Consider the following 26,982-nt stretch of genomic DNA (forward strand, 5'->3'; position numbering starts at 1 on the left):
AGCCTGAAACGTTCGCACTATACGACAGAAAAGAGAAGAACACCATGGCATATGGAAACTCCTCCCGCGGCGGCCGCTCTGCATCCGGTCGCCCCCAGAACTCCCGCGGTGGCCGTCCCGGCGCTGCTCGTCCCGGTCAGGGCGGTAAGCCCGGTGCTAAGGGCGCATCCGCACGCGGCGGTCGCCCCGGCGCACCGAAGAGTGGCGCAGGCAAGGGCGGCGCAAAGGGCTTCGGCGAGAAGAAATTCGGTGACAAGAAGTTTGGCGAGAAGAAGTTCGGCGCAGGCCGCGCAGGTTCCGGCCGAGGCCGCGGTACCGAACTGCCCAAGCGCGAACGCCGCGCACCGGGCCGCCCCTACCGCTCCGGCGAAGCCTTCGCAAACGAGCGTGGCGAATACCGCGTCAGCAACTACGCTGGTCCGCACCGCCCCCGCCGCCCCCGCAACGCCCCGGTAGACCACTACGAGTTCTACGACCACGACGGCGTGCGCCTGCAGAAGCTGCTGGCTCAGGCCGGTGTGGCATCCCGCCGCGTCTGCGAAGAAATGATTACCGAAGGCCGCGTCACCGTCAACGGTGAAGTCGTGACCGAGCTGGGCGTGCGCGTGGACCCCTCCAAGGTGACCGTGCAGGTGGACGGCATGACCGTTCAGACCAACGACAAACTCGTCTACATGGCATTCAACAAGCCCGCCGGCGTGGTCTCCACCATGGAAGATCCCGAAGGTCGCCCCTGCATCTCTGACTTCCTGCGTTCCTCCATGAGCGAGCGCGTGTTCCACGTGGGCCGCCTGGACGTCGAAACTGAGGGTCTGCTGCTGCTGACCAACGACGGTGAACTGGCGAACCGCCTCACCCACCCCTCCTACGAGGTGCCCAAGACCTACCTGGTGCAGGTTCCCGGCCCGATGGAGCCCGGCGTCGGCGCAGCCATGAAGAAGGGCATTCGCCTGGAAGACGGCGTGACCCGCGTTGACGAGTTCAAGCTGGTGGACTCCACCCCCGGCCACGTGCTCGTTGAGGTGACCATCCACTCCGGTAAGAACCGCATCGTGCGCCGCCTCTTCGACGCCGTCGGCTACCCGGTTGAGCGCCTGGTCCGCGTCGAGATGGGCCCGATCCGTATTGGTTCGCAGAAGCAGGGTACCGTCCGTAACCTCTCCAAGGTCGAGATCGGTCACCTGCTCGCTTCGGTGGACATGTAATAACGCTAAGGAGTTGTCATGAGCTCGCCCGCTGAGCTTTCCGCATCTGAGCTGCCCATGGACTCAACACTGACCGGGCCGGTGCTCATTATCGGCTCGGGTCTGCTGGGTGCCTCCATTGGTTTGGGGTTGCGTGCGGCAGGATGCGAGGACGTGTACGTCCAAGATATTTCACCCACCGCCGAGGCTGTGGCGCAGGATATCGGTGCCGGTACAAGCATCTCCACACTGTCGGAGGAGGAGCGCGCCGCCCTCGCCCCGCAGCTGGTGGTGGTGGCTGCGCCTCCGGATAGTGCCGGTGCCGTGTGCGCTCGCGCGTTGAACACCTATGCGCCTCGACCGGAGGCGGGCTACCCCGGCGCCGTGGTGACGGATGTTGCCTCGGTGAAGGTGCAGCCGCTGGCTGATGTGCTTGCCTCGGGTGCGGATGCGTCCCGTTACGTGGGTTCGCATCCGATGGCTGGGCGTGAGAAGTCGGGCCCGGTGGCTGCTCGCGGTGAGTTGTTTCAGGCGCGTCCGTGGATTATCTGCGAGCACGATTCGGTTCGCCCGGAGTGCGTGCGTCTGGTGCGTTCTGTGGCGGTTGAGCTGGGTGCGATTGTGACGTCTCTGAGCGTTGAGGAGCATGATCAGACGGTTGCTCTGATTTCGCATGTGCCGCAGGCGATGAGCTCGCTGTTGGCTTCGCGTCTGCAGGACACTCCGCTGTACGCGCTGTCCCTGGCGGGTCAGGGCCTGCGCGATACGGTGCGTATTGCGGCTTCGGACCCGACGCTGTGGGTACAGATTTTTGCGGCGAACGCTGACCCGATTGTGAAGACCCTCTACGGGGTGCGTGATGACCTGAACCGCCTCATCGCGACGCTGGAGAACCCGACGGCATCCGGCGCTCGCCTGGATTTGGCGCAGCTGATGAGCGAAGGTAACGCGGGTGTGAGCCGTATTCCGGGTAAGCACGGTACGGCGCCCGCCGCGTTCGCGAAGATGACGGTGCTGGTGGACGATACCCCCGGCACGCTGGCTCGTTTGCTTGCCGAAATTGGTGAGCTGGGCGCGAACCTTGAGGATTTGCGTCTGGAGCACTCGACGGGCGCCCCGGTGGGTATGGCTGAAATCTCGGTCAATCCGTCTATTCATGAGGCGCTGGTCCGCGATTTGTCGGCTCGCGGTTGGCGTGTTGTGAAGTAGAGTTAAAGCTGTATTTTCCGGCATAAAGTTTGAGACGAATTTTAAGGAGTGCTGATGCACGAGAACCCTAAACTGACGATTGCTATTGACGGTCCCTCCGGCTCCGGTAAGTCGTCTGTGTCTAAGGAAGTTGCGCGCCACTTTGGTCTGGCGTACCTGGACACCGGTGCAATGTACCGTGCCGCAACCTACCGTGTGCTGGAACTTGGCATTGACCTGAACGACGCTGAGGCGATTGCGAAGGCTGTCGAGGAGATGCCCCTGGTGTTCGGTACGAACATTAAGGAAGAAGAGATTCTGATGGGCTCGGCCGATATCCGTGAGGAGATTCGTAGCGAGCGCATTTCTTCGGCTGTGTCTGCTGTGGCTTCGGTTCCGGCGGTTCGTGAGCACCTGATTGGCCTGCAGCGTTGGATGATTGACCACGCTATTAACGGCATGGTCGCTGAGGGCCGCGACATCACCACCGTGGTCGCCCCCGATGCTGACGCGCGCATCCTGCTGACTGCTTCTGAAGAGGTGCGCATGGCGCGCCGCGGCCTGGAGAACTCCGAGAAGTCGGGCGCTTCGGGTGATTTGAGCAAGCAGATCGCTGAGCGTGATGCAAAGGACTCGAAGGTCAATAACTTTATGGAAGCTGCCGAGGGCGTGACCCTGGTGGACAGCTCGGATCTTGATTTTAATGCGACGGTCTCTGCAGTGATTAACGCTGTGAATGACCAGTTGAAGGCGAAGCGCGCGGGCTAGGCCCCGCCGAACGCTGGGGGAGTGGTGCATCCGCTCCCGATAAGACGTTGAGCCGCGCTCGCGTGCCGACTATTTGGTTGGGCGCGGGGGCGGGTAGAGAAAGGAATGCGCATGGCTGAGGACGCTATCCGCGACGATTACGAAGAGAAGTACCTGGGCGGTGGCGAGGACGACGTTACCGAGCGCCTCGCTGAGATTGATGATGAGACCGCTGACCAGCGTGCTCAGGCTCTGCTTGAGGGCCTTGAGGACTACGACCTGGATGAAGAGGACCGCGCCCTGCTGGGTGCTTGGGGCTTTGACATTGAGGAAGAGGAAGAGCAGCTCGCTGATCCGGTAGTGGCGATTGTTGGCCGCCCGAACGTGGGTAAGTCGACCATCATTAACCGTATTCTGGGCCGCCGTGAAGCGGTGGTTGAGGATAAGCCGGGTGTGACTCGTGACCGCGTGTCCTATAAGGCTGAGTGGCTGGGTAAGAGCTTCACCCTGGTTGATACCGGTGGTTGGGAGTCTGACGCTCGCGGTATTGATGCTCAGGTTGCTGAGCAGGCTGAGATTGCTGTGGAGCAGGCCGATGTTGTGGTCCTGGTGGTGGATGCCCGCGTGGGTGTGACCGCTTCGGACGAGCAGATCGTGCGTATGCTACGCCGCGTGAAGAAGCCGATCATTCTGATTGCTAACAAGATTGACGACGCTCACCTGGAGCCGGAGATTTATAACCTCTGGTCGCTGGGTATGGGTCAGCCGTTCCCGGTGTCGGGTCTGCACGGTCGTGGCCTGGCGGATGCTCTGGACGAGATCCTTGAGGTCATGCCGGAGCACTCGCAGTTTGCTCAGCCGGAGGCGCTGGGTGGCCCGCGTCGTGTGGCTCTGGTGGGTCGCCCGAACGTGGGTAAGTCGTCGCTGCTGAATAAGCTGGCTGGTTCTGAGCGTGCCGTGGTGAATGACCTGGCTGGTACGACTCGTGACCCGATTGACGAGATTATTGAGCTGGGCGGCTACCCTTGGCGTTTTGTGGATACCGCGGGTATTCGCCGTCGCCAGCACATGGCTAAGGGTGCGGAGTTCTACTCTTCGCTGCGTACTCAGACTGCTCTGGAGCGCTCTGAGGTTGCCGTGGTGCTGTTGGATGTTTCCGAGCCGATCTCTGAGCAGGATGTGCGTATCGTGCAGACCGTGATTGATTCGGGTCGTGCGATGGTCCTGGCATTCAATAAGTGGGATACCCTCGATGAGGACCGCCGCTACATGCTTGAGCGCGAGATTGAGCGCGACCTGGCGCACGTGCAGTGGGCTCCTCGCGTGAACATTTCGGCGAAGACCGGCTGGCACAAGGACAAGCTGGTGCCCGCCCTGGAGCACTCGCTGGAGTCGTGGGATTCGCGTATTCCGACCGGTCGCCTGAACGCGTTCCTGGGCGAGATTGTTGCCGCGCATCCGCACCCGCTGCGTGGTGGTAAGCAGCCGCGTATTCTCTTCGGTACTCAGGTGTCTTCGCGTCCGCCGAAGTTCGTGCTGTTTACTACCGGTTTCTTGGATCCGGGTTACCGTCGCTTCATTATGCGTCGTCTGCGTGAGACTTTTGATTTCACGGGTACTCCGATTGAGATTTCGATGCGTGTGCGTGAGCGCCGCTCCCTGGGTGAGCGTCAGAGCGCGAAGGCTAAGAAGGGTAAGGGCGGCCGCCGCTAGTAGCGGGGTGTCTGCTTGATGCCGTGTTGCTGGGCTGGCCCCTTGCTAGGCTGGCTCTTGTTAGGTTTGGCCCCCGCGCGCTGGATTCTGTACGGAAAATCTGCAAGGAAATCCGTGAGGAAAAGATTTTTAAGATTTTTTCTAAAAATGGTGAATCTGGCTTGCGCGGGGGTTAAAAGCCCGGTATAGTTATTCGAGTGTTCAGGGGAAACCTTGAAAACAATATCGTGAATAACGAATCGGGTTGTGGCGCAGCTTGGTAGCGCACTTGACTGGGGGTCAAGGGGTCGCAGGTTCAAATCCTGTCAACCCGACAGATAAAGCTCCGGAAGGTTTTTCCTTCCGGAGCTTTTTTGTATGCCGTTTAGGGGTTTGCGGGGATTGATGGTGCGGGGCTGGGTTGTGTCGGTTTGAATGTTCCCGAGGCACTGCATGCTCTGGCAGGGCTTTGGCGGGCCCTTGTTCCCTTGTAATAGCGGGGGAGGGAGGCTGGGTAAGCCCTCAAACCGGGGTGGGCTTTAGGTTAGTGTGCAATTATGAGCTTCGATCTAAATGTTGGAATATGCCCGATTTTGTGGGTGTTCAGTGGTACATTGGGTACACAAGGAATCACGTTTTAGCGGTCAGAAATTTTAGCTTTGGCACTGAATTTCCCTTGACAAATCAAGGAATATTTAGGTTTCTGTGACTAAAACACGACTTCATACACACTGAATTTCATAGCCGCAAAACCAACATGAACCCAAGTGAAGGCATATATCCCCAGAGGATAGCGCCCATAACGCATAAAACAGCTAGGTGCACGCACCTGCAACACACGGCACACACGCCGCCACAAGCGTCGCTGGGAAGGTTTTACGGCACAACTCGATCCCGCCCCCGTGGGCGTGGAAAGGAACACAATAAACCATGTGGCAGCAAGTCTACGACCCGCTGAACTCGAGCGCACTCTCCGCACTCGTAGCAGCAGTCCCGATTATTTTCTTCCTTCTGGGCCTCACCGTCCTGAAGCTCAGCGGTATTAAATCTGCCGTTATCTCCCTCGTTCTAGCTCTCCTCATCGGTTGCGCTATCTTCGGTATGCCCGTCACTGCAGGTGCCGGCTCCATCCTCTACGGTTTCCTCTCGGGCATGTGGCCCATCGGCTGGATCGTTCTCATGGCAGTGTGGCTCTACCGCATTTCCGTGCGTTCCGGCGGCTTCGAAATCGTTCGTTCCTCCATCTCCTCCATCTCTACCGACCAGCGCATCCAGATGCTGCTGATTGCATTCTGCTTCGGCGGCTTCCTTGAAGGTGCTGCAGGCTTCGGTATCCCGATTGCTATCTGTGCTGCACTGCTCGTGTCCCTGGGCTTCAACCCGCTCAAGGCTGCAATGTTCGCTCTGATTGCTAACGTGAGCTCCGGCGCATATGGCGCTATCGGTATCCCCGTGACCACCGCAGCAACCCGCGGCGGCGTGGACCTGCACGGTCTGTCCATCGAAATGGTCCTGGTTATCCAGATCATGGCAGGCCTGATCCCCCTGGTGCTCGTCGCTATTCAGGACGGTCTGCGCGGTATCCGCGAAGTCGGTCTGGTAGCTCTCATGGTCGGCGTTATCTACTCCGGTGGCCAGTCCGTTCTGCTCGCAACCCTGGGTAACCCCGAGCTCGTTGACATCATCCCGCCGCTGCTGGCACTGGTCGCTCTGGCACTGGTCATGCAGAAGTGGCAGCCCAAGCACATCTTCCGCGAGCCCACCGCTCCCTCCCTGGAAGAAGTTCAGGCGCAGCAGAGCGTCAAGCACACCAGCGGCGAAATCCTCAAGGCTTGGAGCCCCTTCGTCTACCTGTCCGTCGTGATTCTGCTCTGGTCCACCGCTCTGAAGCCCCTCTTCGCTGCTAAGGGCGCGCTCGGCTTCACCAACATCTCCTTCCCCCTGCCCTGGCTGCACCAGAGCATCTCGCAGGCGGCACCGATTGTTGCAACCCCCAAGCCTATCGACGTGACCTACACCTGGAACATTGTGGGCGCATCCGGTACCGCAATTCTGGTGGCTACCATCATTACCATCCTGACCTCCTCCATCAGCTGGGGTGAGGCTATCGAGGAGCTCGGCGGCACCTGGAAGCAGCTGCAGACCCCGATCCTCATGATCTGCCTGGTCATGTCCGTTGCTAACGTCATGAACTACGCGGGTATGATTACCTCCATCGCACTGGCTGTTGCCGCTGTGGGTGCTATCTTCCCGCTGCTGTCCCCGATCATCGGTTGGATTGGCGTGTTCGTGACCGGCTCTGTGGTGAACAACAACATCCTCTTCGCTGGCCTGCAGGCTACCACCGCACAGCAGATTGGCGTCAGCCAGACCCTGCTGGTTGCATCTAACACCGCCGGTGGTGTGATGGCGAAGATCGTTTCCCCGCAGTCCATCGCAATTGCAGCTGCTGCTGTGAACAGCGCAGGCGAGGAATCCAAGATTACCTCCATGGCGATCAAGTACAGTGCAGCTCTGCTGGCTGTCACCTGTGTTTGGGTTTATGTCCTGTCTCTGGTCGGCCTCTAAACAGCGTGAGAACCCGATGCGTGTAACCTACCTTCTCTGAAGGTAAGGTGCCCGCGACACGGTTGAGCGAAAGCCCCTTCTACTTCGGTAGGAGGGGCTTTTGCGTTATCTAGGATTGCTAGGGAGGCGCAGTTGGTGGTTCGAAGGGGAGCGGTGAGGAGCGAATACCAAGGAGTGTAAATATGCACATAAATATCGTTTGTGCACACTTAAGGTTATCCTATCCTGAACTCCACTAGGAGACCTGCTAGCTTAGACAGATAAAGTCATGAGCACCTAGTTAGCGGGAATAATCCCGCTTTCTTTCAGTTAAAACCAGGGAACAACTTCAGCCCCTGAGAACTGATGACCATAACGCTTCACCGATGGGCCACTCCGCCACATAGCGGAGGAACCCATCGGTTTTATGCGGCCTAGCGCTTCCATACAGCACGGGAGCCGTATCGGAAGAAGCGACCGCTAATACACACAGACCGAAAGGAACACCCGCCCCAATGTGGCAGCAAACCTACGACCCGCTGAACTCACCGGTGCTCTCCGCACTGGTCGCAGCAGTACCCATCATCCTCTTCCTGCTGGGCCTGACCGTCCTGAAACTCAGCGGCCTCAAATCAGCACTGCTGACCCTCGTCACCACCCTCATCATCGGTTGTGCCATCTTCGGCCTGCCCATCACCGCAGGTGCCGGTTCCATCCTCTCCGGCTTCCTCTCGGGCGCATGGCCCATCGGCTGGATCGTGCTCATGGCGGTGTGGCTCTACCGCATCGCCGTACGCGCCGGTAACTTCGACATCGTGCGTTCCTCCGTCTCCTCCATCTCGAATGACCAGCGCATCCAGGTGCTGCTGATCGCATTCTGCTTCGGCGGCTTCATCGAAGGCGCAGCAGGCTTCGGCATCCCGATCGCTATCTCTGCGGCACTGCTGGTATCCCTGGGCTTCAACCCCCTCAAGGCATCCATGCTGGCGTTGGTAGCTAACGCCGCGTCCGGCGCATACGGTGCTATCGGTATCCCCGTGACCACCGCAGCTAAGGTCGGCGGCCTGGACACCGCACACCTGTCCGCAGGCATGGTTCCGGTACTGCAGATCTTCGTCGCCTTCGTGCCGCTGCTGATGGTCGCGATCCAGGACGGTATGCGTGGCATCCGCGAAGTCGGCCTGGTTGCGCTCATGACCGGCGTCATCTTCTCCGGCGGTCAGGCAGCTATCCTGATGCTGCTCGGCTCTCCCGAACTGGTCGACATCATCCCGCCGCTGCTGTCCCTGGTAGCACTGGCACTCGTGATGCAGAAGTGGCAGCCCAAGCACATTTACCGCGAACCCACCGCTCCGACCCTCGAAGAAGTTCAGGCTCAGCAGAGCGTCAAGCACACCGGCGCTGAGATTGTTAAGGCGTGGAGCCCCTTCATCTTCCTCTCTGCAACCATCCTGCTCTGGTCCACCGCGCTCAAGCCCGTGTTCGCAACCACCGGTCCGCTGGGGGCTGCAACCCTGGCATTCCCCATCCCCGGCATTCACGAAGCCATCACCACCGGTGCCGGTAAGACCGTGACCGCCATCTTCTCCTGGAACACCCTGGGTGCATCCGGCACTGCAATTCTGGTGGCGGCACTCATCACCATCCTGACATCGAAGATCAGCTGGGGTGAAGCCTTCGAAGAACTCGGCGGCACCTGGAACCAGCTGAAGATGCCGATCCTCATGATCTGCCTGGTCATGTCTGTCGCAAACGTGATGAACCACGCCGGTATGACCACCTCCATCGCTCTGGCGCTCGCAGCAGCCGGCCCGGTCTTCCCGCTACTGTCCCCGATCATCGGTTGGATTGGTGTGTTCGTGACCGGCTCCGTGACGAACGCTAACGTGCTCTTCGCGGGTCTGCAGTCCACCACCGCAGCCCAGATTGCTGTTGACCCGACCCTGCTCGTGGCCGCAAACACCGCCGGTGGCGTGATGGGTAAGATCGTCTCCCCGCAGTCCATCGCAATCGCGGCGGCGGCAGTAAACAGCGCCGGTGAGGAATCGAAGATTACCTCCATGTCCATCAAGTACAGCGCTATTCTGCTGGGCCTGGTCTGCGTCTGGTCCTTCGCTCTGTCGCTCATGATGGGCTAAAGGCCGATACCGGATTCGGCGTCACCCCGCATAAGAAACCCCTCGAGGAGAACCCTGCACTTTCTCTGCAGAAGACGAATCGAGGGGTTTCACGCATATTCAGGGAAGTTTCAACAGACCGGGAAGAGGCGTAGAATTACTTCTTGTGCTTGCTCCCGCATGATTCTGCACATCACCACAGATTGTGCTCCAGAAGAAAGACCGGGCAGGTGCCTCATAGAACACCTACTACTCAAGGAGAAACAATGCAGGCGCTCGCAACGATTACTACTGTCTTTGCCTTCGTAGCAATTGCTATTCATGTCTACATCTGGATTATTGAATCCTTCCTCTGGACTAAGCCCAAGGGCCGCGAAACCTTCGGAATGACCGAAGAATTCGCCGAGTCTACCAAAGAGATGGCGGCAAACCAGGGCCTGTACAACCTGATGCTCGCCTGGATCGCCGCAACCGGTCTGCTGGCTTTCTGGTTCGGCTCCCCGCAGGTGGGCGTGGCGCTCATGTTCGCAGGCCTGGGCTCCATGGCGATTGCCGGTGTCTACCTGTTCCTCACCTCCCCGGATAAGCGCAAGCCGGCACTGATTCAGCTGACCCCGCCGCTGCTGGCGCTGATTTTCCTCTTCGTGATGATCTAACCCTGTGGCGATCTAATTCAGGGCGGAACCTCTCAACGTATAGAAGCCGCGTGCTTACTTCTACGAAGTGGCGCGCGGCTTTTCTGCGCCCTTGCACGCAAGCACGCCAAGCGTGGGGAGCTTAGGGCGAGGGGGCTTAGGTAAAGAGCCCCGAACAGCCTCGCCGATGCGAGTCCACCAGGTGCGCGTTGACCATACCGACCGCGCACATAAGCGCATAGGCGGTCACCGGACCCAAGAACACACCTCCTAGAGCTTTAAAAGATTTGGCAAGAAGCGCGGACTCGGGTGTATCGGTAGGAATATCCTCCAGGGTATGCGGCGCGATAGTCTCGTGCGGCGCGAAGGACCACAGCCACGCCGGTAGCCCGCCCGGTACACGCGTGCCGTCGGATAGGGTGCGCTCGCGCATCCGTTCCAGATCCTCGAAGCTCAGGGTGCGAACCCGACGGCGGCGAGTGTCTGCCGCCTCGCTGCTATCCTCTTTGGCCGGGGTAGAAGAGGGCGCGATAAGGGGAAGATGAATATCCTCCGCGGAGGCGTCACGCGGCGTGGCGGCAAGCTCACGCATCCGAAGGGTCAGCCGTGCGTTGGAGATGACCGCGCGAATCTTCCGCTCGTTACGGATAATGTCTTCGTTCTGGAGGAGTCTCGCAACATCCTGGTCGGTGAACGCAGCCACGCGTTCGGGATCGAAGCCTTCAAAAGCGTGACGAAATGCCTCGCGGCGGGCAAGAATCGTTCGCCAAGAGAGTCCCACCTGAAAAGCCTCGAGGCTCAGGGCTTCGAAGAGTCCCCGCTCATCGGTGACGGGCATGCCCCATTCGGTGTCGTAGTAGTCGCGCAGAAGCTCATCGGTCACCCACGTGGGGTAGTTCGGGGTGTTTTCGAGGGGGTTGGCGGGAATAGTAGGTTGCGAGGTCACGGTTTCTCTTCTCTGAGATTGCTGTGCTCATCCGAGTATTTCGGAAGCATGTTCTACTTAAACACTAGCCCTAGCGTGAGTAAATCGCAAGTATATTCGATTATGTGTCGTGGTGCAGAGCAACGAAACCGAAAACAGGTACGACAGAGGGCGGAGCCCGCATCCGATGCACGCTCCGCCCTCTGATAAGTCTCAATCACCGCCGGGTGACATCGCTAGAAGAGCCGCGCCTCCCGCACCTCTTCCGGCTCCTCCAGATCGAGGAGGAACTGCTTACGTTCAACACCGCCAGCGTAGCCAGTCAAACTACCATCAGCACCAATAACGCGGTGACACGGAATCATAATAGAAACCTTATTGCGGCCGACCGCCTGACCCACAGCCTGCGCCGGAGCACCCGGGCCAACCGCACGCGAAATCTCGCCGTAAGTGGTGGTGTACCCAGCAGGAACAGTCTTCAGATGCTCCCACACAATCAGTTGAAAATCGGTGCCTTCAGGGTCTAACGGCAATGTAAAAGAAGTGCGCTTGCGCTCAAAGTACTCAGAGAGCTCTACCTCAGCACGCGACAGCAGCTGCGCCGCAGCATACTCTTCGGTAGGCTCTTCCTCTTCCGCCGTGTTGTGCTCCCGCAGGTAGGCTCCGGGATTCTCGATGAGTCCACCGAGCTCATGGGGGAGCGGAAAATGTGCCTGATCCTCGTACCAGATGCCAACAATCGCGTTCGCGCGGGCGGCGATATAGAGCACGCCGACGGGGCTCGAATAGCGAGTGTACCAGCGCGCGAGCGCTTCCGGCGGCTGCGGCGAATCGGTCGCTTTGGTCATGCTCTTCCTCGTTGGTTCGTGGGCGTGTATTGCAGATGGTATTAGAGGTAAATATCCCTTTCAACCATCATAGGGGAGGGGCGCCTCCGTACCGTACCCGTAGCGGGTTTTGTCTATAACTAACCGCTATATATGAGATGTATGCACCGCCGTTGAAACATCTCAGGATGCCCCGTCAATTTTGCCTGAACCTGAAGAGCTGGCATTCTGTGAAGTACACACCGATACACCGCAATTCAATACTCCGGCTTCTCCACCCCGCACCGGGTGGGGGATGACCTGTGTTTCTCGTGCCCCAACGTTGGGTTCAACGACGACTGAAATTGCAAGGAGAAACATGGAAGATCTGAAAGACATCCGCCGGCAACTCAAAGAAAACCCGGAGAGCCGAGAGCTCAATAACCGTTACGCGCAGGCGTGCCTCGACATCGCGAAAGAATATACCGTTACGTCCCAGGGACATATCTTTATTTGCTCGCCCTCAGATTTAGAAGCCGTACGGTACGTCATGGCCAAGATCCCTAACGATTCGCTTCTAGACGGCGAAACCTTAGAGGAATACAAACGCCTGGAGAGAGCCGTTACCCAGGCTCGTATAAATAGAGGTAAACCCGGTAGCAAGATGGGCATTTACTATGCCCTCATCCTTTTTATAGTGATGCCTTCCATGGCGGCACCAGTCCTTCTGCTATGGGAACTCACCGTGCTTGGCTCAGACCACACCCGGGACCCGAGAGCCCTCATTTACCTGATTCCTGTCGCTCTCATTACCGCTGCGCTCCTCTGGGTTGGGTGGCTTGTTGAGCGAATCCCCGGCTGGAAATATAACGCTCTGATCGTCGAAGAGAACAAAAGACTAGAACTAGCCAGAGCCGAAGCTGAAGCGCAGCGGAGCACTGACTCAAACCAGAAATAATCTTGAGTGTAGGGTCGGACTCTGAACCGCGATTTTAATGCAAACGTGCCGCCTCACCGGTACCGGTGAGGCGGCACATTTATGCTGTCTAGGGGATGGCAGGCACGCTACTTAGCAGCTGCTCCGTTGGGATTGCCCTCCGTGTGGTGAAGGTGCGGCAGGTGGGTCGAGTGCAGGTCGTGACCGAGCACATCGTGTGCGTCCGGGTCCTCGTTCGGGAGCACGTGCGAGTACTTGGAGTAGTAGCGGTACAGCGCGTAGGCGCCAATCACAGTCAGTACGATAGCAACGCCCAGAGCCCACGGTACAGCTGCGGGAGAATACATGACAGAGAAGAGCACCAACAGCCAGGAGAGAGCAGCTGCAAGAACCGAAATGTTCATAGCAATAATTGCAAGCTTGCGGCGACGGACATCAACCATAATCGGTGCGGGAAACCCGCTCCCTCCTTCCAACGGAGCCTCTCTCCGTTCTCACGACCACCGGAAGGTGCCAGATGCATAACCAACCGCCATCTTCGGCGACCAGAATAGAATCAATAAGCCTATATATCTATGATACGGCGCTTGAAGTGGACATCAAAGGCAAACAAACGCTGTTAGATCAACCCCACACAACATGTAAACGGGTATCTCAACAAGGGGCATAAAACCAGTGATTTTTACAGCGAGAACTGCAACACGAAAAGCGAACCCCACTCATCGTTAATGCAGAGAACCTAGTAACAAGAGATAAAAGTCCGTCCGCCGCAGTACGTGAAGCACCACGGCGGACGGGAGCGTAAATAAAGTATCAGCGCGAACCGTCGGCTCCTGTCAGGACAGCGCATGAATATGTCGCGTACGCGTCCTGTGCGGTATTGACACCTCACGAACAACACCGCGCCAGGTGATCGGCGGAAGATACCGAATTTACAAAAACCAACGGTACCCCAGCGCTAATTTTTGTAGAAATTATGCCGCAATAAACGTTGAATTGAGCGTCATAAAACAGCGAAAAGCCCCGGCTGCTTCAACCCCATAGCGGGGGAGAAGTAGCCGGAGCTTCGTTAGTACGCGGGCTGTGTCGTTAGGCAACGGGTGCTGCGATTAGGCGGTCGGAACGTCCTCGTCAACCCACTCGAGGGTGCGGGAGACAGCCTTCTTCCACAGGCGGTACTGGCGGTCAACCTCTGCGGGCTCCATGGAGGGCAGCCAGCGCTTGTCCTCAGCCCAGTTGTCCACAACGTCCTGCTCGCCGGTCCAGAAACCAACAGCGATACCTGCAGCGTATGCTGCGCCCAGAGCGGTGGTCTCAACAACCTTCGGGCGGATCACGGGAACGCCGAGGATGTCAGCCTGGAACTGCATGAGGAACTCGTTAGCGGTCATGCCGCCGTCCACGCGCAGCTCGGAGAGCTCAACACCGGAGTCAGCGTTCATTGCGTCGAGAACCTCGCGGGTCTGGAATGCGGTTGCTTCCAATGCCGCACGCACGATGTGTGCACGGTTCACGTAGCGGGTCAGACCAACGATCACGCCGCGAGCGTCGGAACGCCAGTGAGGTGCGAACAGGCCGGAGAACGCGGGAACAACGTAGCAGCCACCGGAGTCCTTGACGGAGGTAGCCAGTTCCTCAGACTCTGCAGCGTGCTCAATCATGCGCAGGTTGTCGCGCAGCCACTGGATCAGGGAGCCGCTCATTGCGACCGAGCCTTCCAGAGCGTAGACGGGTGCTGCGTCGCCAATCTTGTATGCGACGGTGGTCAGCAGACCGTTGTTGGAGAAGACGGGCTCGTTGCCGGTGTTCATGAGCATGAAGTTACCGGTACCGTAGGTATTCTTCGCCATACCCTTCTCGAAGCAGGCCTGGCCAAAGGTGGCAGCCTGCTGATCGCCCAGGATACCGGCAATCGGGGTGCCGTTAAGCAGACCGGTTGCGCGGCCGAAGCCGTACACCTCGGAGGAGGACTTGATTTCGGGCAGCATGCTCATGGGGATGCCCATGTCTGCAGCGATCTGCGGATCCCATTCGAGGGTGCGGATGTTCATCAGCAGGGTACGGGATGCGTTTGTTACGTCGGTGACGTGAACGCCGCCGTCAACACCACCGGTCAGGTTCCAGACCAGCCAGGTGTCGGTGTTGCCGAAGAGCAGGTCGCCGCGCTCTGCGCGCTCGCGTGCGCCTTCAACGTTGTCCAGGATCCACTTGATCTTGGGACCGGAGAAGTAGGTGGAGAGGTTCAGACCAACGATGTCGTGGTACTTACCAACGCCCTCTTCGCCTGCGAGTTCTTCAACGATTTCCTGGGTGCGGGTGTCCTGCCAGACGATTGCGTTGTAGACGGGCTCGCCGGTGTTCTTGTCCCACACGACGGTGGTTTCACGCTGGTTGGTGATGCCGACTGCAGCGATTTCGTGGTGGTTGACGTCGCCGTTTGCCATTGCGGTTGCTACGACCTTGCGGACGTTCTGCCAAATCTCGGTTGCGTTGTGCTCGACCCAGCCGGCCTTGGGGAAGATCTGCTCGTGTTCGAGCTGACCGTGCGCTACGTTCTCGCCTGCCTTGTTGAACAGGATTGCGCGGGAGCTGGTGGTGCCCTGGTCGATGGAGAGGATGTACTTGCGCTCGGTGTTGAGGGTTGCGGAGTGCAGAGAAGTCGTCATTGATTTTTCCTTAGAACAAAAGAACGGGGGGGTATTAGAGAGGTTTAGAGGGGCAGAACTGCCGGAACGATCAGGCCTGCGAGGATAGCGCCGATGATTGGGCCAACAACCGGAACCCATGCGTAAGACCAGTTGGAACCGGTCTTACCGGGGATGGGCAGGAAGGTGTAGGCGATACGGGGGCCGAGGTCACGTGCGGGGTTGATAGCGGAACCGGTTGCGCCACCGAGGCTCATACTGATGGATACAACGACCAGGGCAACAGCCAAGGGGCCAGTCTGGGCGGGGGTCTTACCGGATGCGATGATCCAGCCAATCAGGACGAAGGTGCCGATAATCTCGGTGAGCAAGTTCCAGCCGTAGGACTTGATGGCGGGGCCGGTTGCGAAGATGCCGAGGCGGTCGCCCGGGTCCTCATCGAAGTGCTTCTTGTAGGTGAGGTACGCTCCGGTTGCGCCGGCCATTGCGCCGAGCATCTGAGCGATGATGTACAGGGCGATGTTGCCTGCGGTTGCGGGAACACCGGTTGCCAGGTCGCGGCCTGCGGTTGCCAGGCCGACGGTCACTGCGGGGTTCAGGTGTGCACCGGAATGGAAGGAGAGGTACACGGCGGTGAACACTGCCAGACCCCATCCGAAGGTGATAACACCCCAGCCTGCGTCCTTAGCGTAGGACTTCTTGAGGGTCACTGCGGCGCATACGCCGGCACCGAGCAGAATCAGGATGAAGGTGCCGAAGAACTCGGAAGCGAAGATTCCGAGGGTGGTGGGGGCGCCGGATGCATCCACGAGAGCGGAAGAGCCGGCTGCAAGTACAGTTCCTGCGGAAGCAAGAAGAGACATTGTTGCTCCTTGAAGACGAAGCGTCTGGAAGGCAAGCGAACCTTTGCTTGCGCATTCCCGTGCGTCCTCACCGCACGGGCGGATCGGGGCACAACGCTGTGCTGAAATGTGTAGCGGTTGCTACGAAAAATTGATAGATGTTTCTGGATGAGAAGCAGATCGTACCAGTGGGTTAACCCTGTATTTAGCTCGCTGCTTCTTATGCAGGGGATTATCGTAAACGGTTATTTAACCTCTCGTCCACCCCTCACCGAAAATATGAGATAACCCATGCTCGGTGAGGGGTGAACGGTCGGTTCGTACCAAATAATCGGTTACGAAAGGTATGTGTGGAATCTTTAAGGATTAGAGCTTCACACGAGGTGCCACGGGGGTGACAGCCTCAATCTTTGCCGATGCCTCAGCGTCGGTGGAGGTGGACTCCGCCTCGCGGATAGCCTGCACGCGTGCGGCGTAGAGGTCGCGCTCTTCCTTGACCTTCTTGTCGTCCCAGCCGAGCTCGGCACGCATGATGTCGAGGATTTCGTCTGCTGCTGCCAGGCCGCGGTCGCGCTGCTCGAGGTCGAGGCGTACGCGGCGGACCAGCACGTCCTCCAGGTGCAGGGCGCCTTCGTAGCGGACAGCGAAGACGACGTCTGCACGCAGGAACTGGGGTGCCTTAGCCAGGGGAGCACCGAGGGAGGGGTCAGCGTCGATGAGAGCGCCGAGGTCCTCAATCTGCGCGCCGTAACGCTCGAGCAAGTGGGTGATACGGTCCTCATCCCAGCCGTAACGCTCTGCGTAGCGTGCACGGTTAGCAGCGATTGCGTGGTAGCCGTCTGCACCGACCAGGCCGATGGTTGCGGTCACGGAGGGGTTCTGCTTAGCCTGCTCGCCCAGTGCGAAGTCGACAGCGTCGGCAGCCATGACACGGTAGGTGGTGAGCTTGCCGCCTGCGATGGCGCTCATGCCGGGTGCAACCTCGGTCACGGTGTGCTCGCGGGAAACCTTGGTGGATGCTGCGCCGTCCTTGACCTTGGGCTGCAGCAGCGGGCGCAGACCGGTGTAGGTGCCGATGATGTCCTCGCGGGTCAGCGGGTTAGCGATCAGCTTGTTGGCCTGCATCAGGACGTAGTCGATGTCCTTGCTGGTTGCGACGGGGCGCTCGCGGTCCTCGGCGTAGGGGGTGTCGGTGGTGCCGATGATCCAGTAACGCTGCCAGGGGATGATGAAGAGAACGGACTTCTCGGTCTTGGTGAAGATACCGCTGGTTGCGTTGATACGGTCGCGGGGAACCACGATGTGGATACCCTTGGATGCGAGAACCTCCAGGCCTGCATCGGGGTTAGCCAGGGACTCGGACTCTTCGGTCCACACACCGGTTGCGTTGATGACGTGCTTTGCGCGTACGTTCAGGCGCTCACCGGTCTCCAGGTCTGCCAGCTCTGCGCCGATGACGCGGCCGGATGCGTCCTTGGTGAAGCCGACAACCTGGGTGCGGGATGCAGCCAGTGCGCCGTAGCCTGCAGCGGTGCGGACGACGTCGATGACGAGGCGTGCGTCGTCAACGCGTGCGTCGTAGAACTGGATTGCGCCGCTGAATGCGGAGTCCTTGATGTCGGGGAAGACGGTCTTGGTGCCGGTCTTGGTGAAGTGACGCTGGGAGGGGACGCCCTTGTTGCCGCGGGAACCGAGGAATGCGAGGGTGTCGTACATGCCGATGCCGATTGCGGAGTATGCGCGCTCGATGACGGGCATCTTCAGGGGCCACAGGAAGGGCTGTGCGTGCACCAGGTGGGGTGCGATCTTGTTCAGCAGCAGGCCGCGCTCGGTCAGTGCTTCGGTCACGAGCTTGAAGTCGAGGTTGTAGAGGTAGCGCAGGCCGCCGTGAACGAGCTTGGAGGACCATGCGCTGGTGCCTGCAGCCCAGTCGCCTGCTTCGACGATACCGGTGCGCAGACCGCGGGTTGCTGCGTCGAGGGCAATGCCTGCACCGGTGATGCCGCCGCCGACGACCAAGATGTCGAGTTCTTCGTTGACCATGCTCTTGAGCGCCTTGGCGCGGGACTCGGCGGTCAGCTGAGACTGCTGTGCAATGTGCTGGGAGCTCATGTACTGCTCTTTCCTGTATTGCCGCTTGTGCGGCGTGGGGGTTTCATCTTGCATTTAGTAAAACCCAATGGTGAAATAATAACCAAGCAGTATGAACGGATTTTCACTGGGGGTCTGTGGCAGATGAACGAACGCGCTAACCATACCTACGAGGCAGCGCAGCTTTACTACATTCACAACATGACGATGGACGCTATCGCGGCCCGTCTGGGGGTCTCTCGAGCCACTGTGTCACGTCTGCTTAAAAGTGCTCGTGAAAGCGGCATGGTGCAGATCCGTCTAGATGATTCCTTCCGTGCCCGCAGCGAGCTTGAGCGCCGCATCGGTGAGCGCTATAAGGTGCGCGTTACTCTCGTGAATGTCCGTTCGGATGCTACCCCCATTGCCCGTATGAGTCAGGTATCCCGTACCGCGGCGGCTCTCCTTGATTCCCTGATTGATAATGGAACGAGCCTGGGTGTGGCGTGGGGTTCAACGATGACTGAGATTTCTCGTCATCTGCCGCGTCGTCCTCTGAAAGGCGTGACTGTCGTGCAGATGAACGGCGCCGGTAATGCGCACCATTCGGGTATTCCGTACTTGGGTTCCTTGCTGGGGCAGTTGGTGAATGCCTATGATGCGCAGACTATCCATTTTCCGGTTCCCGCGTTCTTTGACTATGCGGACACCAAGACCGCCATGTGGCGTGAGCGTAGCGTGCAGAAGAATCTGCATGCCCAGCAGAATGTTGACCTCGCTATTTTTGGCGTGGGTGCTTTTGGTGGACCTATTCCTTCTCACGTGTATTCGGGTGGCTATTTTGAGGCGCAGGAGCAGCGTCAGCTGCGTGAGCTGGGCGTTGTGGGGGATATGTGTACGATTCTTCTGCGTGAGGACGGCTCCTGGGCTGATTTGGAGCTGAATAAGCGTGCATCCGGTCCGACTCCGAAGGAGCTGGCTCGTATTCCGCGTCGTATTTGCGTCGCGTCCGGTACTCACCGTGTGCGTGCTTTGCGTGGTGCGTTGCGTACGGGCGCAATTACTGACTTGGTTCTTGATGATGCCCTGGCAAAGGCGCTCATGGAGAAATAGCTAAAAATAATCGCCGGGTGGAGGGGCACCTTGAAGCTAAGGGTGGTGCGTGAGAGTTTTCTTGGTGAAGCTCTCAAGCGCCGCCTGAACAATGTTTCAAGGTGCCCTTTAGTGTCGTCAAAAACTGCTTTCTGACCCTACAATGTGAAACGTTTGCGCATGTGAAAGTGCATATTAGTGCACTCCATTGAATCCAATGAAGGTGTGCGCCACTCACCGTTAGAAAGAACCAACCATGACCCCCACCTATAACGCCCAGGCGAATCCGCACCTGGGCGCACTCGGCATTACCACCATGCACGGTGATGCCCAGTCTTCCGACGCTACTCCTCTTGCCGGCCCCGGCGCTGGCGACTGGAAGATTACCGGTACGAAGCTCGGCGGCGCCTGCCCGACGATCCTTGCCGGACGCGACGGCTTCATTCAGGTGCTCTGCACTCAGGTCTTCGCCCACGGCGAGTTCATCACCCCGAAGCTCTCTATCCTTGACCCGCATACCGGCCGCGAGCTCTCCCACCTGGACATCCCGAAGGGCGCACTGCTGGGCGGCGTGTACGCCTACCTCGACGCGCAGGACCGAATGGTTCTGGTGGATGGCTCTCAGTGTCTGCTGCGCCTCTCCCACTCTGCTGACGGACGCAGCATCCGAGTTGATGAGCGTATTGACCTGAGCCGTATGCTCGCGCAGAGTGCCAATGACGCTGTGGTTGGTCTGGTACCCGACTGGTCCGGCCGCATTTGGGTTGCGACGAAGAACGGCTACATTGCGGTGATTGATTCTGCCCGCGGCACGATTCGCTCGATGCGCCTGAATAAGGCGTCGATTGCGGGTGAGCGTATCGATAACTCGATTTCGGCGTGCCCGCAGGGCGTGAGCGTGGTGACTTCTCATGCTATTTATATGCTGAACGCTACCGCAACCGGTGCGCCCACCCTCAAGTGGTGGCATGCCTACGACCGCGGTAGCGCCCGCAAGCCGGGTAAGCTCGCGTGGGGTTCGGGTGCCTCCCCGACGTTCTTCGGTCCGCACGGTTCGGATTACGTGATGCTGACCGATAACTCTGATATTCAGGAATCGGTCATTGTGTACCGCACCGATAACGGTGCGAAGGTCGGTAGCGCCGGCCTGTTTACTGCCGGTACCTCTGGCACTGAGAACTCCATGATCGGTGTGGGTAACACGATGGTCGGTGCAAGCACCTACGGCTACCCCTACCCGAAGTACCCGGAGGGTGCCGGCCCGTCGGTTCCTGCGAATGCGCTTTTTGCTCCCGGTATGGAGCGTTGGGATATTACCGACCGCGGTCTGCGTAAGATCTGGGACCGTAAGGACGTGTACTCTTCGGCTGTTCCTCGCTATTCCACCGCTGACGGCCTGATTTATACCTGTGAGCGTCGCCGCGGTCCGGCTGGTTTGGCGAATGGTGCTTACGCGTGGGCTGTCGCGCTGGACATGGAAACCGGTAAGACGATGCACGAGCAGCGCCTGCCTCAGCATGTGAGCCTGCTGCTTGGCGGTGGTGACACCCTGCAGATGGTGGGCACGATTGACCGTTACGGCACCTGGTGGCAGGGCACGATTAGCGGCGTGTACCGTATCGCGAAGGCCTAGGGGAGTAGAAAATGACTAAGAATAATCTGATGAATGCTTCTCGCCGTACCGCGTTGAAGGTTGCGGGCGCTTCGGCTGCCCTGGTAGCTGGCGGCGTGAGCGCTGCGGAGGCGGCAACTCGTTCGGGCGGTAAGCGCGCTCGCGTGAGCCCGGTGACCCAGCGTCCTGGTGGACAGCACAGTGGTGGACAGAACGGCGGCGCGGCGAGTTCTGCGCTGGTGCAGGTTCCGATGCGCTATAACGAGTCATGCATCCGCCTGGAGTTGAAGGTTGCTAACGGTGTGCAGGCTGTGTCTATGCAGAGCCAGCCTGCGCGTACTGTTGCTTTCCGGAATCTGCCGACTCGCCTGAGCATTATTAATGAAGGTAATTCGACGCTGCCGGTGGGTACTCGCCTGATGGTGCGTGCTCGCGCGCAGGATCCGAAGACTGGTTTGTTGTTGAATCCCGCGGTGACTCTTCGTGTCACCTCGGGGCAGGCGGTGCTGCCTTCGGGTAGCCTGGGTGCTTCGGCTTTGGTGGCTCCTGTGGATGCTCTGAATCTTGATGCGGTGCGCCGTAGCGAGCAGACCGGTCAAGCTGGTGCCGGTAGCGAGAATGTTCTGGAGTTGCGCACTGCTATTCCTCGCGGTCACCGCTTGGATGTTCAGCTGAATTATCAGGTGGCTTCGGGTGTTGCCGGTTCTGCATTGAAGCAGGTTCATGTGAGCGCTGTGCTGGATATGGCGGCGGCTGGTTTGTCCTCTTCGTTCTACGAAGTGCAGAGCCCGGCTGTGGTTGCTTCGCTGAACTAGCAGTTGAGCTGGCCCTTGTGAAAAATGGCCTAGTGAAGGATGGGCGCGGCGGGGGAGTGGCTCCGTTGTGTGTTTTTATACCTTATATATAGGCGCCTGTTCAAAAAGGTATGTTGAAAGGTCGGAGTCGTTCCTGGGAACGGCCCCGACCTTTGCATTGTCTAGTCTGCTGGCGTGGCTGGCAGTTAATTTTTCTTATGCGGTTTCGCTCCTGTCGTGTTCGCCGAATGCCACCTGCACCGCGTGGTGCAGTGCTTCGCGCACCATGGCGATGGCGGGGTTGGCGGCGGACTCTCGGCGTACGGCGGTAAAGATTTTGCGGCAGGGCTTGCCGGGTAGCTCCACGATGCGTAGCCCCTCGGTGGTGGAGAGGGAGGAGAGGATGAAGCCGGGCACGATGGTGACGGCGAATCCTGCTTTGACGAGGTTGGAGTTCGTAATCATGTCATTGGCGCTGTAACGGATGACCGGCTCGAATCCTGCGGTGCGGCACTGGTTGAGCGCCCAGCTGCGGGAGGTGTTCTGTTCCATTTCGAGAACCCAGGGCAGTGCGTGCGCCTCCTCGATTGAGGTGATGGTGGAGGTGCTGGGCACAATCAGGCTGAGCGGGTCTTCGGTGAGTAGTTCGGAGTGCAGTTCGGGGTATTCGGGGATGTGGTGGTGCGGGTAGGCTTCGGAGAGCACCATGTCGTATTCGCGGCTTCGAGTCAGGGAGGTTCCGGTTTCGGGGTCGATTTGCAGTACCTGCAGGGTGAGTGAGGGTGCGTGTTCGGTAAGGTAGCTGAGGGTTTCCGGTAGCAGTGCGAAGGCTGCGGACTGGAAGATGGCGAGGCGGACCATGCCTGCGGGTTCGCCGGTGAGGTTGGCGACGGAGGTTTGCATGCGGTCGAGTTCGCGCAGGATGCTGCGGGCGCTGTCGACAATGATGAGTCCGGCGCTGGTGAGCTGTACACGCCTGCCGATGCGCTGCAAAAGCGGGGTGCCGGTTTCTTTTTCGAGGGTGGCAATCTGCTGGGAGACGGCGGAGGGGGTGAGGCTGAGTGCTTCGGCTGCGGCGATGACGGTGCCGCGTTCTTGGATTTCGAGGAGCATTTGCATACGTCGGATGTCGTAGATGGACATATTTTCCTCCCTGGTGCACTCGGCATTGCGCTGGCTGTGGCTGCCACCGTATTCCATGGTGCGTCTCTCATCGTGGACTCTTGTATATGGTACCGCGCAGGCTTCCGGCCGGCTCTTTTTGAGACGCCTGAAATGGGGTGCCGGCATGTTGGCTTGTGTAGCGAGTATTTTCGCGCTGAATGTGACGATTCTTGGGGTTGAAGATGCTTTTGGGACTGGTTTTGAAGTGTTCGTCTGTTACGAAGTGGGTTCGATATTTGCGCTCTGAAAGTGCTAGCCTGAGAGAGATGGATAGCGATGTCGCTACAAACTTCACCTTGTCTCTTCGAACAGGAGGTTCGGAGGGGGCGCGGGGTGAAAACCTCACCGCACAATCATTAAGAAAATCTAAATGAATTTTGGAAAAAACATTCAGTTTTTCTAATGAGGTATTTATTACCCTTTTGTGGTGAAATAGAGACATCGCCAAACGTGGTGTGCACCGCACACAGTAAGATAGTTAGGAGTCAAGGATGACCCATCCTTTCGCATCTGAGCACTACCAGAAGATGGCTCTGGAAGCTCGTCAGCTTGTTCGTCAGTGGGTAAACGAGTCCCAGTCGATCAAGCCCACCTTCGCGGCTGAGCAGCTCGCCGGTGTTCTGAAGGACCCCAATGGTCTTCCCTTCACCGTCGGCTTTGTTGATGGCGTTATTCGCCCCGAGGATGACAACGTCTCCGGTCGCAACCTCTCCCGCATTTCCGGTCTGGCACCTTCCTTCCTGCCCTGGTACATGAAGTCCGCTGTTGGCTTCGGTGGCAAGCTGGCTGGTAAGGTCGCATGGCCCACCGTTCCTGTTGCACGCCGCGTGCTGCGCGAGATGGTCGGTCACCTGATCGTTGACGCTTCCGAGGAGAAGCTGGGCGACGCAATTGCAGAGCTGACCAAGACCGGTAACCGCCTGAACGTCAACCTGCTCGGTGAGGCAGTTCTGGGTGACAAGGAAGCAGAGCACCGCCTGGCTGAGACCAAGCGCCTGCTGGCACGTGACGACGTTGACTACGTCTCCATCAAGGTGTCCGCTGTTTCCGGCCCCCACCAGCACTGGGCATTCGACGAGGTCGTTGAGACCGCAGTTCGTCGCCTGACCCCCCTGTACGAGCTGGCTGCATCCACCTCCCCCAAGAAGTTCATCAACCTGGACATGGAGGAATACAAGGACCTGGACCTCACCATTGAGGTGTTCACCAAGATTCTGGACCAGCCCCACCTGAAGGACCTGGAAGCCGGTATCGTGCTCCAGGCATACCTGCCCGACACCCTGGCTGCAATGCAGCACCTGCAGGAGTGGTCCGCAAAGCGCGTTGCTGCTGGCGGCGCAGGCATCAAGGTTCGCCTGGTTAAGGGTGCAAACCTCTCCATGGAAATCGTGGAAGCTGTTATGCACGGCTGGCCGCTGACCACCTGGGACACCAAGCAGGCTGCTGACACCAACTACAAGCGCGTTCTGGACTACGCACTGCGCCCCGAGCACGTGAAGAACGTTCGCCTCGGTATTGCAGGTCACAACCTCTTCGACGTTGCTTTCGCACTGCTGCTGTCCGAGGACCGCGGCGTGAAGGACCGCGTCGAGTTCGAGATGCTGATTGGTATGGCTGAGCAGCAGGCAGAGATCATCCGCCGTCGCGTTGGCCACCTGCTGCTGTACGTGCCCGTCGTGAACCCCAAGGAATTCGACGTTGCTATCGCATACCTGATCCGTCGTCTCGAGGAGAACGCTTCCTCCGAGAACTTCATGTCCGGTATCTTCGACCTGGCAACCGACGAGTCCATCTTCAAGCGCGAAGAGGACCGCTTCATGCGTGCGCTGAACTCCGTCACCGACGAGGTTCCCGCATCCAAGCGCACCCAGAACCGTCTGACCGAGAACGAGGACAACGTCTTCGTACCGGCAGGCCGCTTCGAGAACACCCCCGACACCGACCCTGCACTCTCCGGTAACCGCGAGTGGGGCCGCGCAATCCTCGAGCGTTCCAAGACCACCAAGCTGGGCATCGAAACCCTCAAGGCTAACGAGCTGACCAGCGAAGCTGACGCTGAGAAGCTGATCAAGGAAACTGAGGAAGCTGGTAAGGCATGGGGCAAGCTCTCCGGCCACGAGCGTGCAGAGATTCTGCGCAAGGTCGGTAAGGCTATCGCACTGCGCCGCGGTGACCTGCTGGAGGTTATGGCAGCTGAGGCTGGCAAGACCCTGGAGCAGGGCGACACCGAGGTCTCCGAGGCAATCGACTTCGCATACTACTACGCAATGCTGGCTGAGGACCTCGAGAAGATCGACGGCGCAAAGCCCAAGTCCGTTGACCTGACCCTGGTTGTTCCCCCGTGGAACTTCCCGACCGCTATTCCCGCCGGTGGTGTTCTGGCTGGTCTGGCTGCAGGTTCTGCTGTCATCTTCAAGCCCGCAACCATCACCGCTCGTACCGGTGCCCTGATCGCAGAGATCATGTGGGATGCAGGCGTTCCCAAGGAAGTTCTGAAGCTCGTCAAGGTTGTTGACCGCGCTGCAGGTAAGCTGCTCATCTCGCACCCCGAGGTTGACCGCCTGATCCTGACCGGTGGCTACGAGACTGCTGAGCTCTTCCGCTCCTGGCGTGATGACCTGCCCCTGTTCGGTGAGACCTCGGGTAAGAACTCCATCATCGTCACCCCGAACGCTGACATCGACCTCGCCGTCAAGGACGTCGTCTACTCGGCATTCGGTCACGCAGGTCAGAAGTGCTCCGCTGGTTCGACCGTCATCCTGGTTGGCTCCGTTGCACAGTCCGAGCGTTTCCGTCGTCAGCTGATTGACTCCGTCAGCTCCCTGCACGTGGCACACCCGCAGGACATCGAGTCCGAGATGGGCCCCGTTGTTCAGAAGCCGGAAGAGAAGCTGCTGCGCGGTCTGACCACCCTCGGCCCGGGCGAGCGCTGGCTCATCCAGCCCAAGGAACTGGACGACACTGGCCGCCTGTGGAGCCCCGGTGTTCGCGAAGGTGTCAAGCCCGGTTCCGAGTACCACATGACCGAGTACTTCGGCCCCATCCTGGGTATCATGACCGCTGACACCCTGGAAGAGGCAATCGAGCTGCAGAACGCACCCGATTACGGTCTGACCGCAGGTCTGCACTCGCTGGATGCTGATGAGCTCGAGCTGTGGCTCTCCAAGGTCCAGGCAGGTAACCTGTACGTCAACCGTGCAATTACCGGTGCAATCGTTCAGCGTCAGCCCTTCGGTGGTTGGAAGAAGTCCACCGTTGGCTCCGGTACCAAGGCTGGTGGCCCCAGCTACCTGATCGCTCTGTCCGATTGGGAGCCGGCACAGGCAACCGCGACCGCAACCACCCAGTCCGTGACCGTTCGCGAGACCCTGGCTACCATCGAGAACTCCGAGCTCGGCAAGCGCGATGACTTCGCATTCATCAAGCGCGGTGTCTCCTCTGACGCACACGCTTGGGACACCGAGTTCGGCTTCGGCCACGATCCCTCGAAGCTGGGCGTGGAGCGCAACATCCTGCGCTACGTACCCACCCAGGTTCTGGTTCGTGCAGACGAGTCCGCATCCGCAGCAGAGACCCTGCGCGTTGTGCTCGCCGGTCTGGCAGCTAACGCACCGGTTGCTCTGTCCGTCGGTAAGGACCTGCCGGTCGACGTCCGTGGCGTCCTCGAGAACAAGGGCATCAAGTACGAAGTCAAGTCGGACGCTCAGTTCCGCGAGTACCTGGCTTCGAACGCTAAGACCCCGGTTCGCGCACTGGCTGGTACCCCGCTGGAAGGCACCCGTATCCGCTACATCGGTAACGATGAGAAGTCCCTCTACACCGCACTGGGTGGTCGCCCGGACGTTGCAGTGTACTTCGCACCCGTCACCGAGGCTGGCCGTATCGAGATGCTGCCCTTCCTCCGCGAGCAGGCTGTTTCGATTACCGCACACCGTTTCGGTAACCCGAACCGCTTCTCCGAGCGCGTCATTTCTTCCCGCTAAGG

At 59.1% G+C, this 26,982-nt stretch carries 19 protein-coding genes and 1 tRNA gene; 13 read left to right on the forward strand and 7 right to left on the reverse strand.

All coding sequences use genetic code 11. From position 1 onward, the window contains the following. Positions 1-44: 44 nt before the first annotated feature. The 8 genes from HMPREF2980_RS02545 to HMPREF2980_RS02580 all read left to right on the forward strand — a co-directional run bounded on the left by HMPREF2980_RS02545 (position 45) and on the right by HMPREF2980_RS02580 (position 10,131). Positions 45-1,205 carry a pseudouridine synthase gene (locus tag HMPREF2980_RS02545; RefSeq protein ID WP_005507699.1) on the forward strand — a complete coding sequence of 387 codons (1,161 nt, stop codon included), beginning with the start codon at positions 45-47 and terminating at the stop codon, positions 1,203-1,205. 18 nt (positions 1,206-1,223) lie between these two features. Continuing rightward, the gene (locus HMPREF2980_RS02550; protein WP_049356222.1) at positions 1,224-2,393 is read left to right on the forward strand and encodes a prephenate dehydrogenase; all 1,170 of its coding nucleotides are present in this window, start codon (positions 1,224-1,226) and stop codon (positions 2,391-2,393) included. 54 nt (positions 2,394-2,447) lie between these two features. Next, a complete protein-coding gene (gene cmk, locus HMPREF2980_RS02555; protein WP_070690017.1) occupies positions 2,448-3,140 on the forward strand; it encodes a (d)CMP kinase in 693 nt (230 codons plus the stop codon). Positions 3,141-3,251: 111 nt separating this feature from the next. Beyond that, positions 3,252-4,832: a ribosome biogenesis GTPase Der gene (gene der, locus HMPREF2980_RS02560; RefSeq protein ID WP_049361980.1), complete on the forward strand. Its 1,581-nt coding sequence runs from the start codon at positions 3,252-3,254 to the stop codon at positions 4,830-4,832. Between the two features lie 240 nt (positions 4,833-5,072). Then, a tRNA-Pro gene (locus HMPREF2980_RS02565) sits at positions 5,073-5,146 on the forward strand. 595 nt (positions 5,147-5,741) lie between these two features. Beyond that, positions 5,742-7,379, forward strand: coding sequence for an L-lactate permease (locus HMPREF2980_RS02570; RefSeq protein WP_070688925.1), 1,638 nt, complete (start codon positions 5,742-5,744; stop codon positions 7,377-7,379). 494 nt (positions 7,380-7,873) lie between these two features. Further along, positions 7,874-9,496, forward strand: a complete 1,623-nt coding sequence (locus HMPREF2980_RS02575; RefSeq protein WP_070688924.1) for an L-lactate permease — start codon at positions 7,874-7,876, stop codon at positions 9,494-9,496. A gap of 245 nt (positions 9,497-9,741) precedes the next feature. Beyond that, on the forward strand, positions 9,742-10,131 hold the full coding sequence (locus HMPREF2980_RS02580) for a DUF1304 domain-containing protein (RefSeq protein WP_049340790.1): 390 nt from the start codon (positions 9,742-9,744) through the stop codon (positions 10,129-10,131). A gap of 136 nt (positions 10,132-10,267) precedes the next feature. Here HMPREF2980_RS02580 and HMPREF2980_RS02585 read toward each other — a convergent pair whose 3' ends face one another. Both HMPREF2980_RS02585 and HMPREF2980_RS02590 read right to left on the reverse strand, forming a co-directional pair. Then, a complete protein-coding gene (locus HMPREF2980_RS02585; protein ID WP_070690019.1) occupies positions 10,268-11,056 on the reverse strand; it encodes a DNA-3-methyladenine glycosylase I in 789 nt (262 codons plus the stop codon). Between the two features lie 215 nt (positions 11,057-11,271). Then, positions 11,272-11,883 carry a methylated-DNA--[protein]-cysteine S-methyltransferase gene (locus HMPREF2980_RS02590; protein ID WP_070690022.1) on the reverse strand — a complete coding sequence of 204 codons (612 nt, stop codon included), beginning with the start codon at positions 11,881-11,883 and terminating at the stop codon, positions 11,272-11,274. A 337-nt stretch (positions 11,884-12,220) separates the two neighbouring features. On the opposite strand from HMPREF2980_RS02590, the gene HMPREF2980_RS02595 reads away from it, so the two are divergent. After that, positions 12,221-12,799, forward strand: a complete 579-nt coding sequence (locus HMPREF2980_RS02595) for a hypothetical protein (protein ID WP_044150609.1) — start codon at positions 12,221-12,223, stop codon at positions 12,797-12,799. A gap of 107 nt (positions 12,800-12,906) precedes the next feature. On the opposite strand, the gene HMPREF2980_RS02600 is transcribed toward HMPREF2980_RS02595, so the two are convergent. From HMPREF2980_RS02600 to HMPREF2980_RS02615, 4 genes are all read right to left on the reverse strand, one after another. Next, positions 12,907-13,221 (reverse strand): N-acyl-D-glutamate deacylase, encoded by a 315-nt coding sequence (locus HMPREF2980_RS02600; protein WP_246823643.1) that lies wholly within the window; start codon positions 13,219-13,221, stop codon positions 12,907-12,909. Positions 13,222-13,887: 666 nt separating this feature from the next. After that, positions 13,888-15,444, reverse strand: a complete 1,557-nt coding sequence (gene glpK, locus HMPREF2980_RS02605; protein ID WP_049340778.1) for a glycerol kinase GlpK — start codon at positions 15,442-15,444, stop codon at positions 13,888-13,890. Between the two features lie 44 nt (positions 15,445-15,488). Beyond that, positions 15,489-16,286, reverse strand: a complete 798-nt coding sequence (locus HMPREF2980_RS02610; RefSeq protein WP_049332597.1) for an MIP/aquaporin family protein — start codon at positions 16,284-16,286, stop codon at positions 15,489-15,491. Positions 16,287-16,631: 345 nt separating this feature from the next. Beyond that, complete coding sequence (locus tag HMPREF2980_RS02615) at positions 16,632-18,377, reverse strand: glycerol-3-phosphate dehydrogenase/oxidase (RefSeq protein WP_070690025.1); 1,746 nt, start codon at positions 18,375-18,377, stop codon at positions 16,632-16,634. Between the two features lie 123 nt (positions 18,378-18,500). Here HMPREF2980_RS02615 and HMPREF2980_RS02620 point away from each other — a divergent pair, with 123 nt between their 5' ends. From HMPREF2980_RS02620 to HMPREF2980_RS02630, 3 genes are all read left to right on the forward strand, one after another. Beyond that, positions 18,501-19,448, forward strand: a complete 948-nt coding sequence (locus HMPREF2980_RS02620; RefSeq protein WP_049350373.1) for a sugar-binding transcriptional regulator — start codon at positions 18,501-18,503, stop codon at positions 19,446-19,448. Positions 19,449-19,683: 235 nt separating this feature from the next. After that, positions 19,684-21,060, forward strand: coding sequence for a 6-pyruvoyl tetrahydrobiopterin synthase (locus HMPREF2980_RS02625; protein WP_070690026.1), 1,377 nt, complete (start codon positions 19,684-19,686; stop codon positions 21,058-21,060). Positions 21,061-21,071: 11 nt separating this feature from the next. Continuing rightward, entirely contained in the window at positions 21,072-21,854 is a 783-nt protein-coding gene (locus HMPREF2980_RS02630) for a transcriptional initiation protein Tat (protein WP_070690029.1), read from the forward strand. Between the two features lie 195 nt (positions 21,855-22,049). Here the strand turns inward: HMPREF2980_RS02630 and HMPREF2980_RS02635 are convergent, their stop codons facing one another. Beyond that, on the reverse strand, positions 22,050-22,976 hold the full coding sequence (locus HMPREF2980_RS02635) for a LysR family transcriptional regulator (RefSeq protein ID WP_049337534.1): 927 nt from the start codon (positions 22,974-22,976) through the stop codon (positions 22,050-22,052). A gap of 512 nt (positions 22,977-23,488) precedes the next feature. Here HMPREF2980_RS02635 and HMPREF2980_RS02645 point away from each other — a divergent pair. Then, on the forward strand, positions 23,489-26,980 hold the full coding sequence (locus HMPREF2980_RS02645; protein ID WP_070690031.1) for a bifunctional proline dehydrogenase/L-glutamate gamma-semialdehyde dehydrogenase: 3,492 nt from the start codon (positions 23,489-23,491) through the stop codon (positions 26,978-26,980). Positions 26,981-26,982 lie beyond the last annotated feature (2 nt).

Origin of the sequence: Rothia sp. HMSC076D04 (assembly GCF_001814645.1) — a bacterium.
Classification (GTDB): domain Bacteria; phylum Actinomycetota; class Actinomycetes; order Actinomycetales; family Micrococcaceae; genus Rothia; species Rothia mucilaginosa.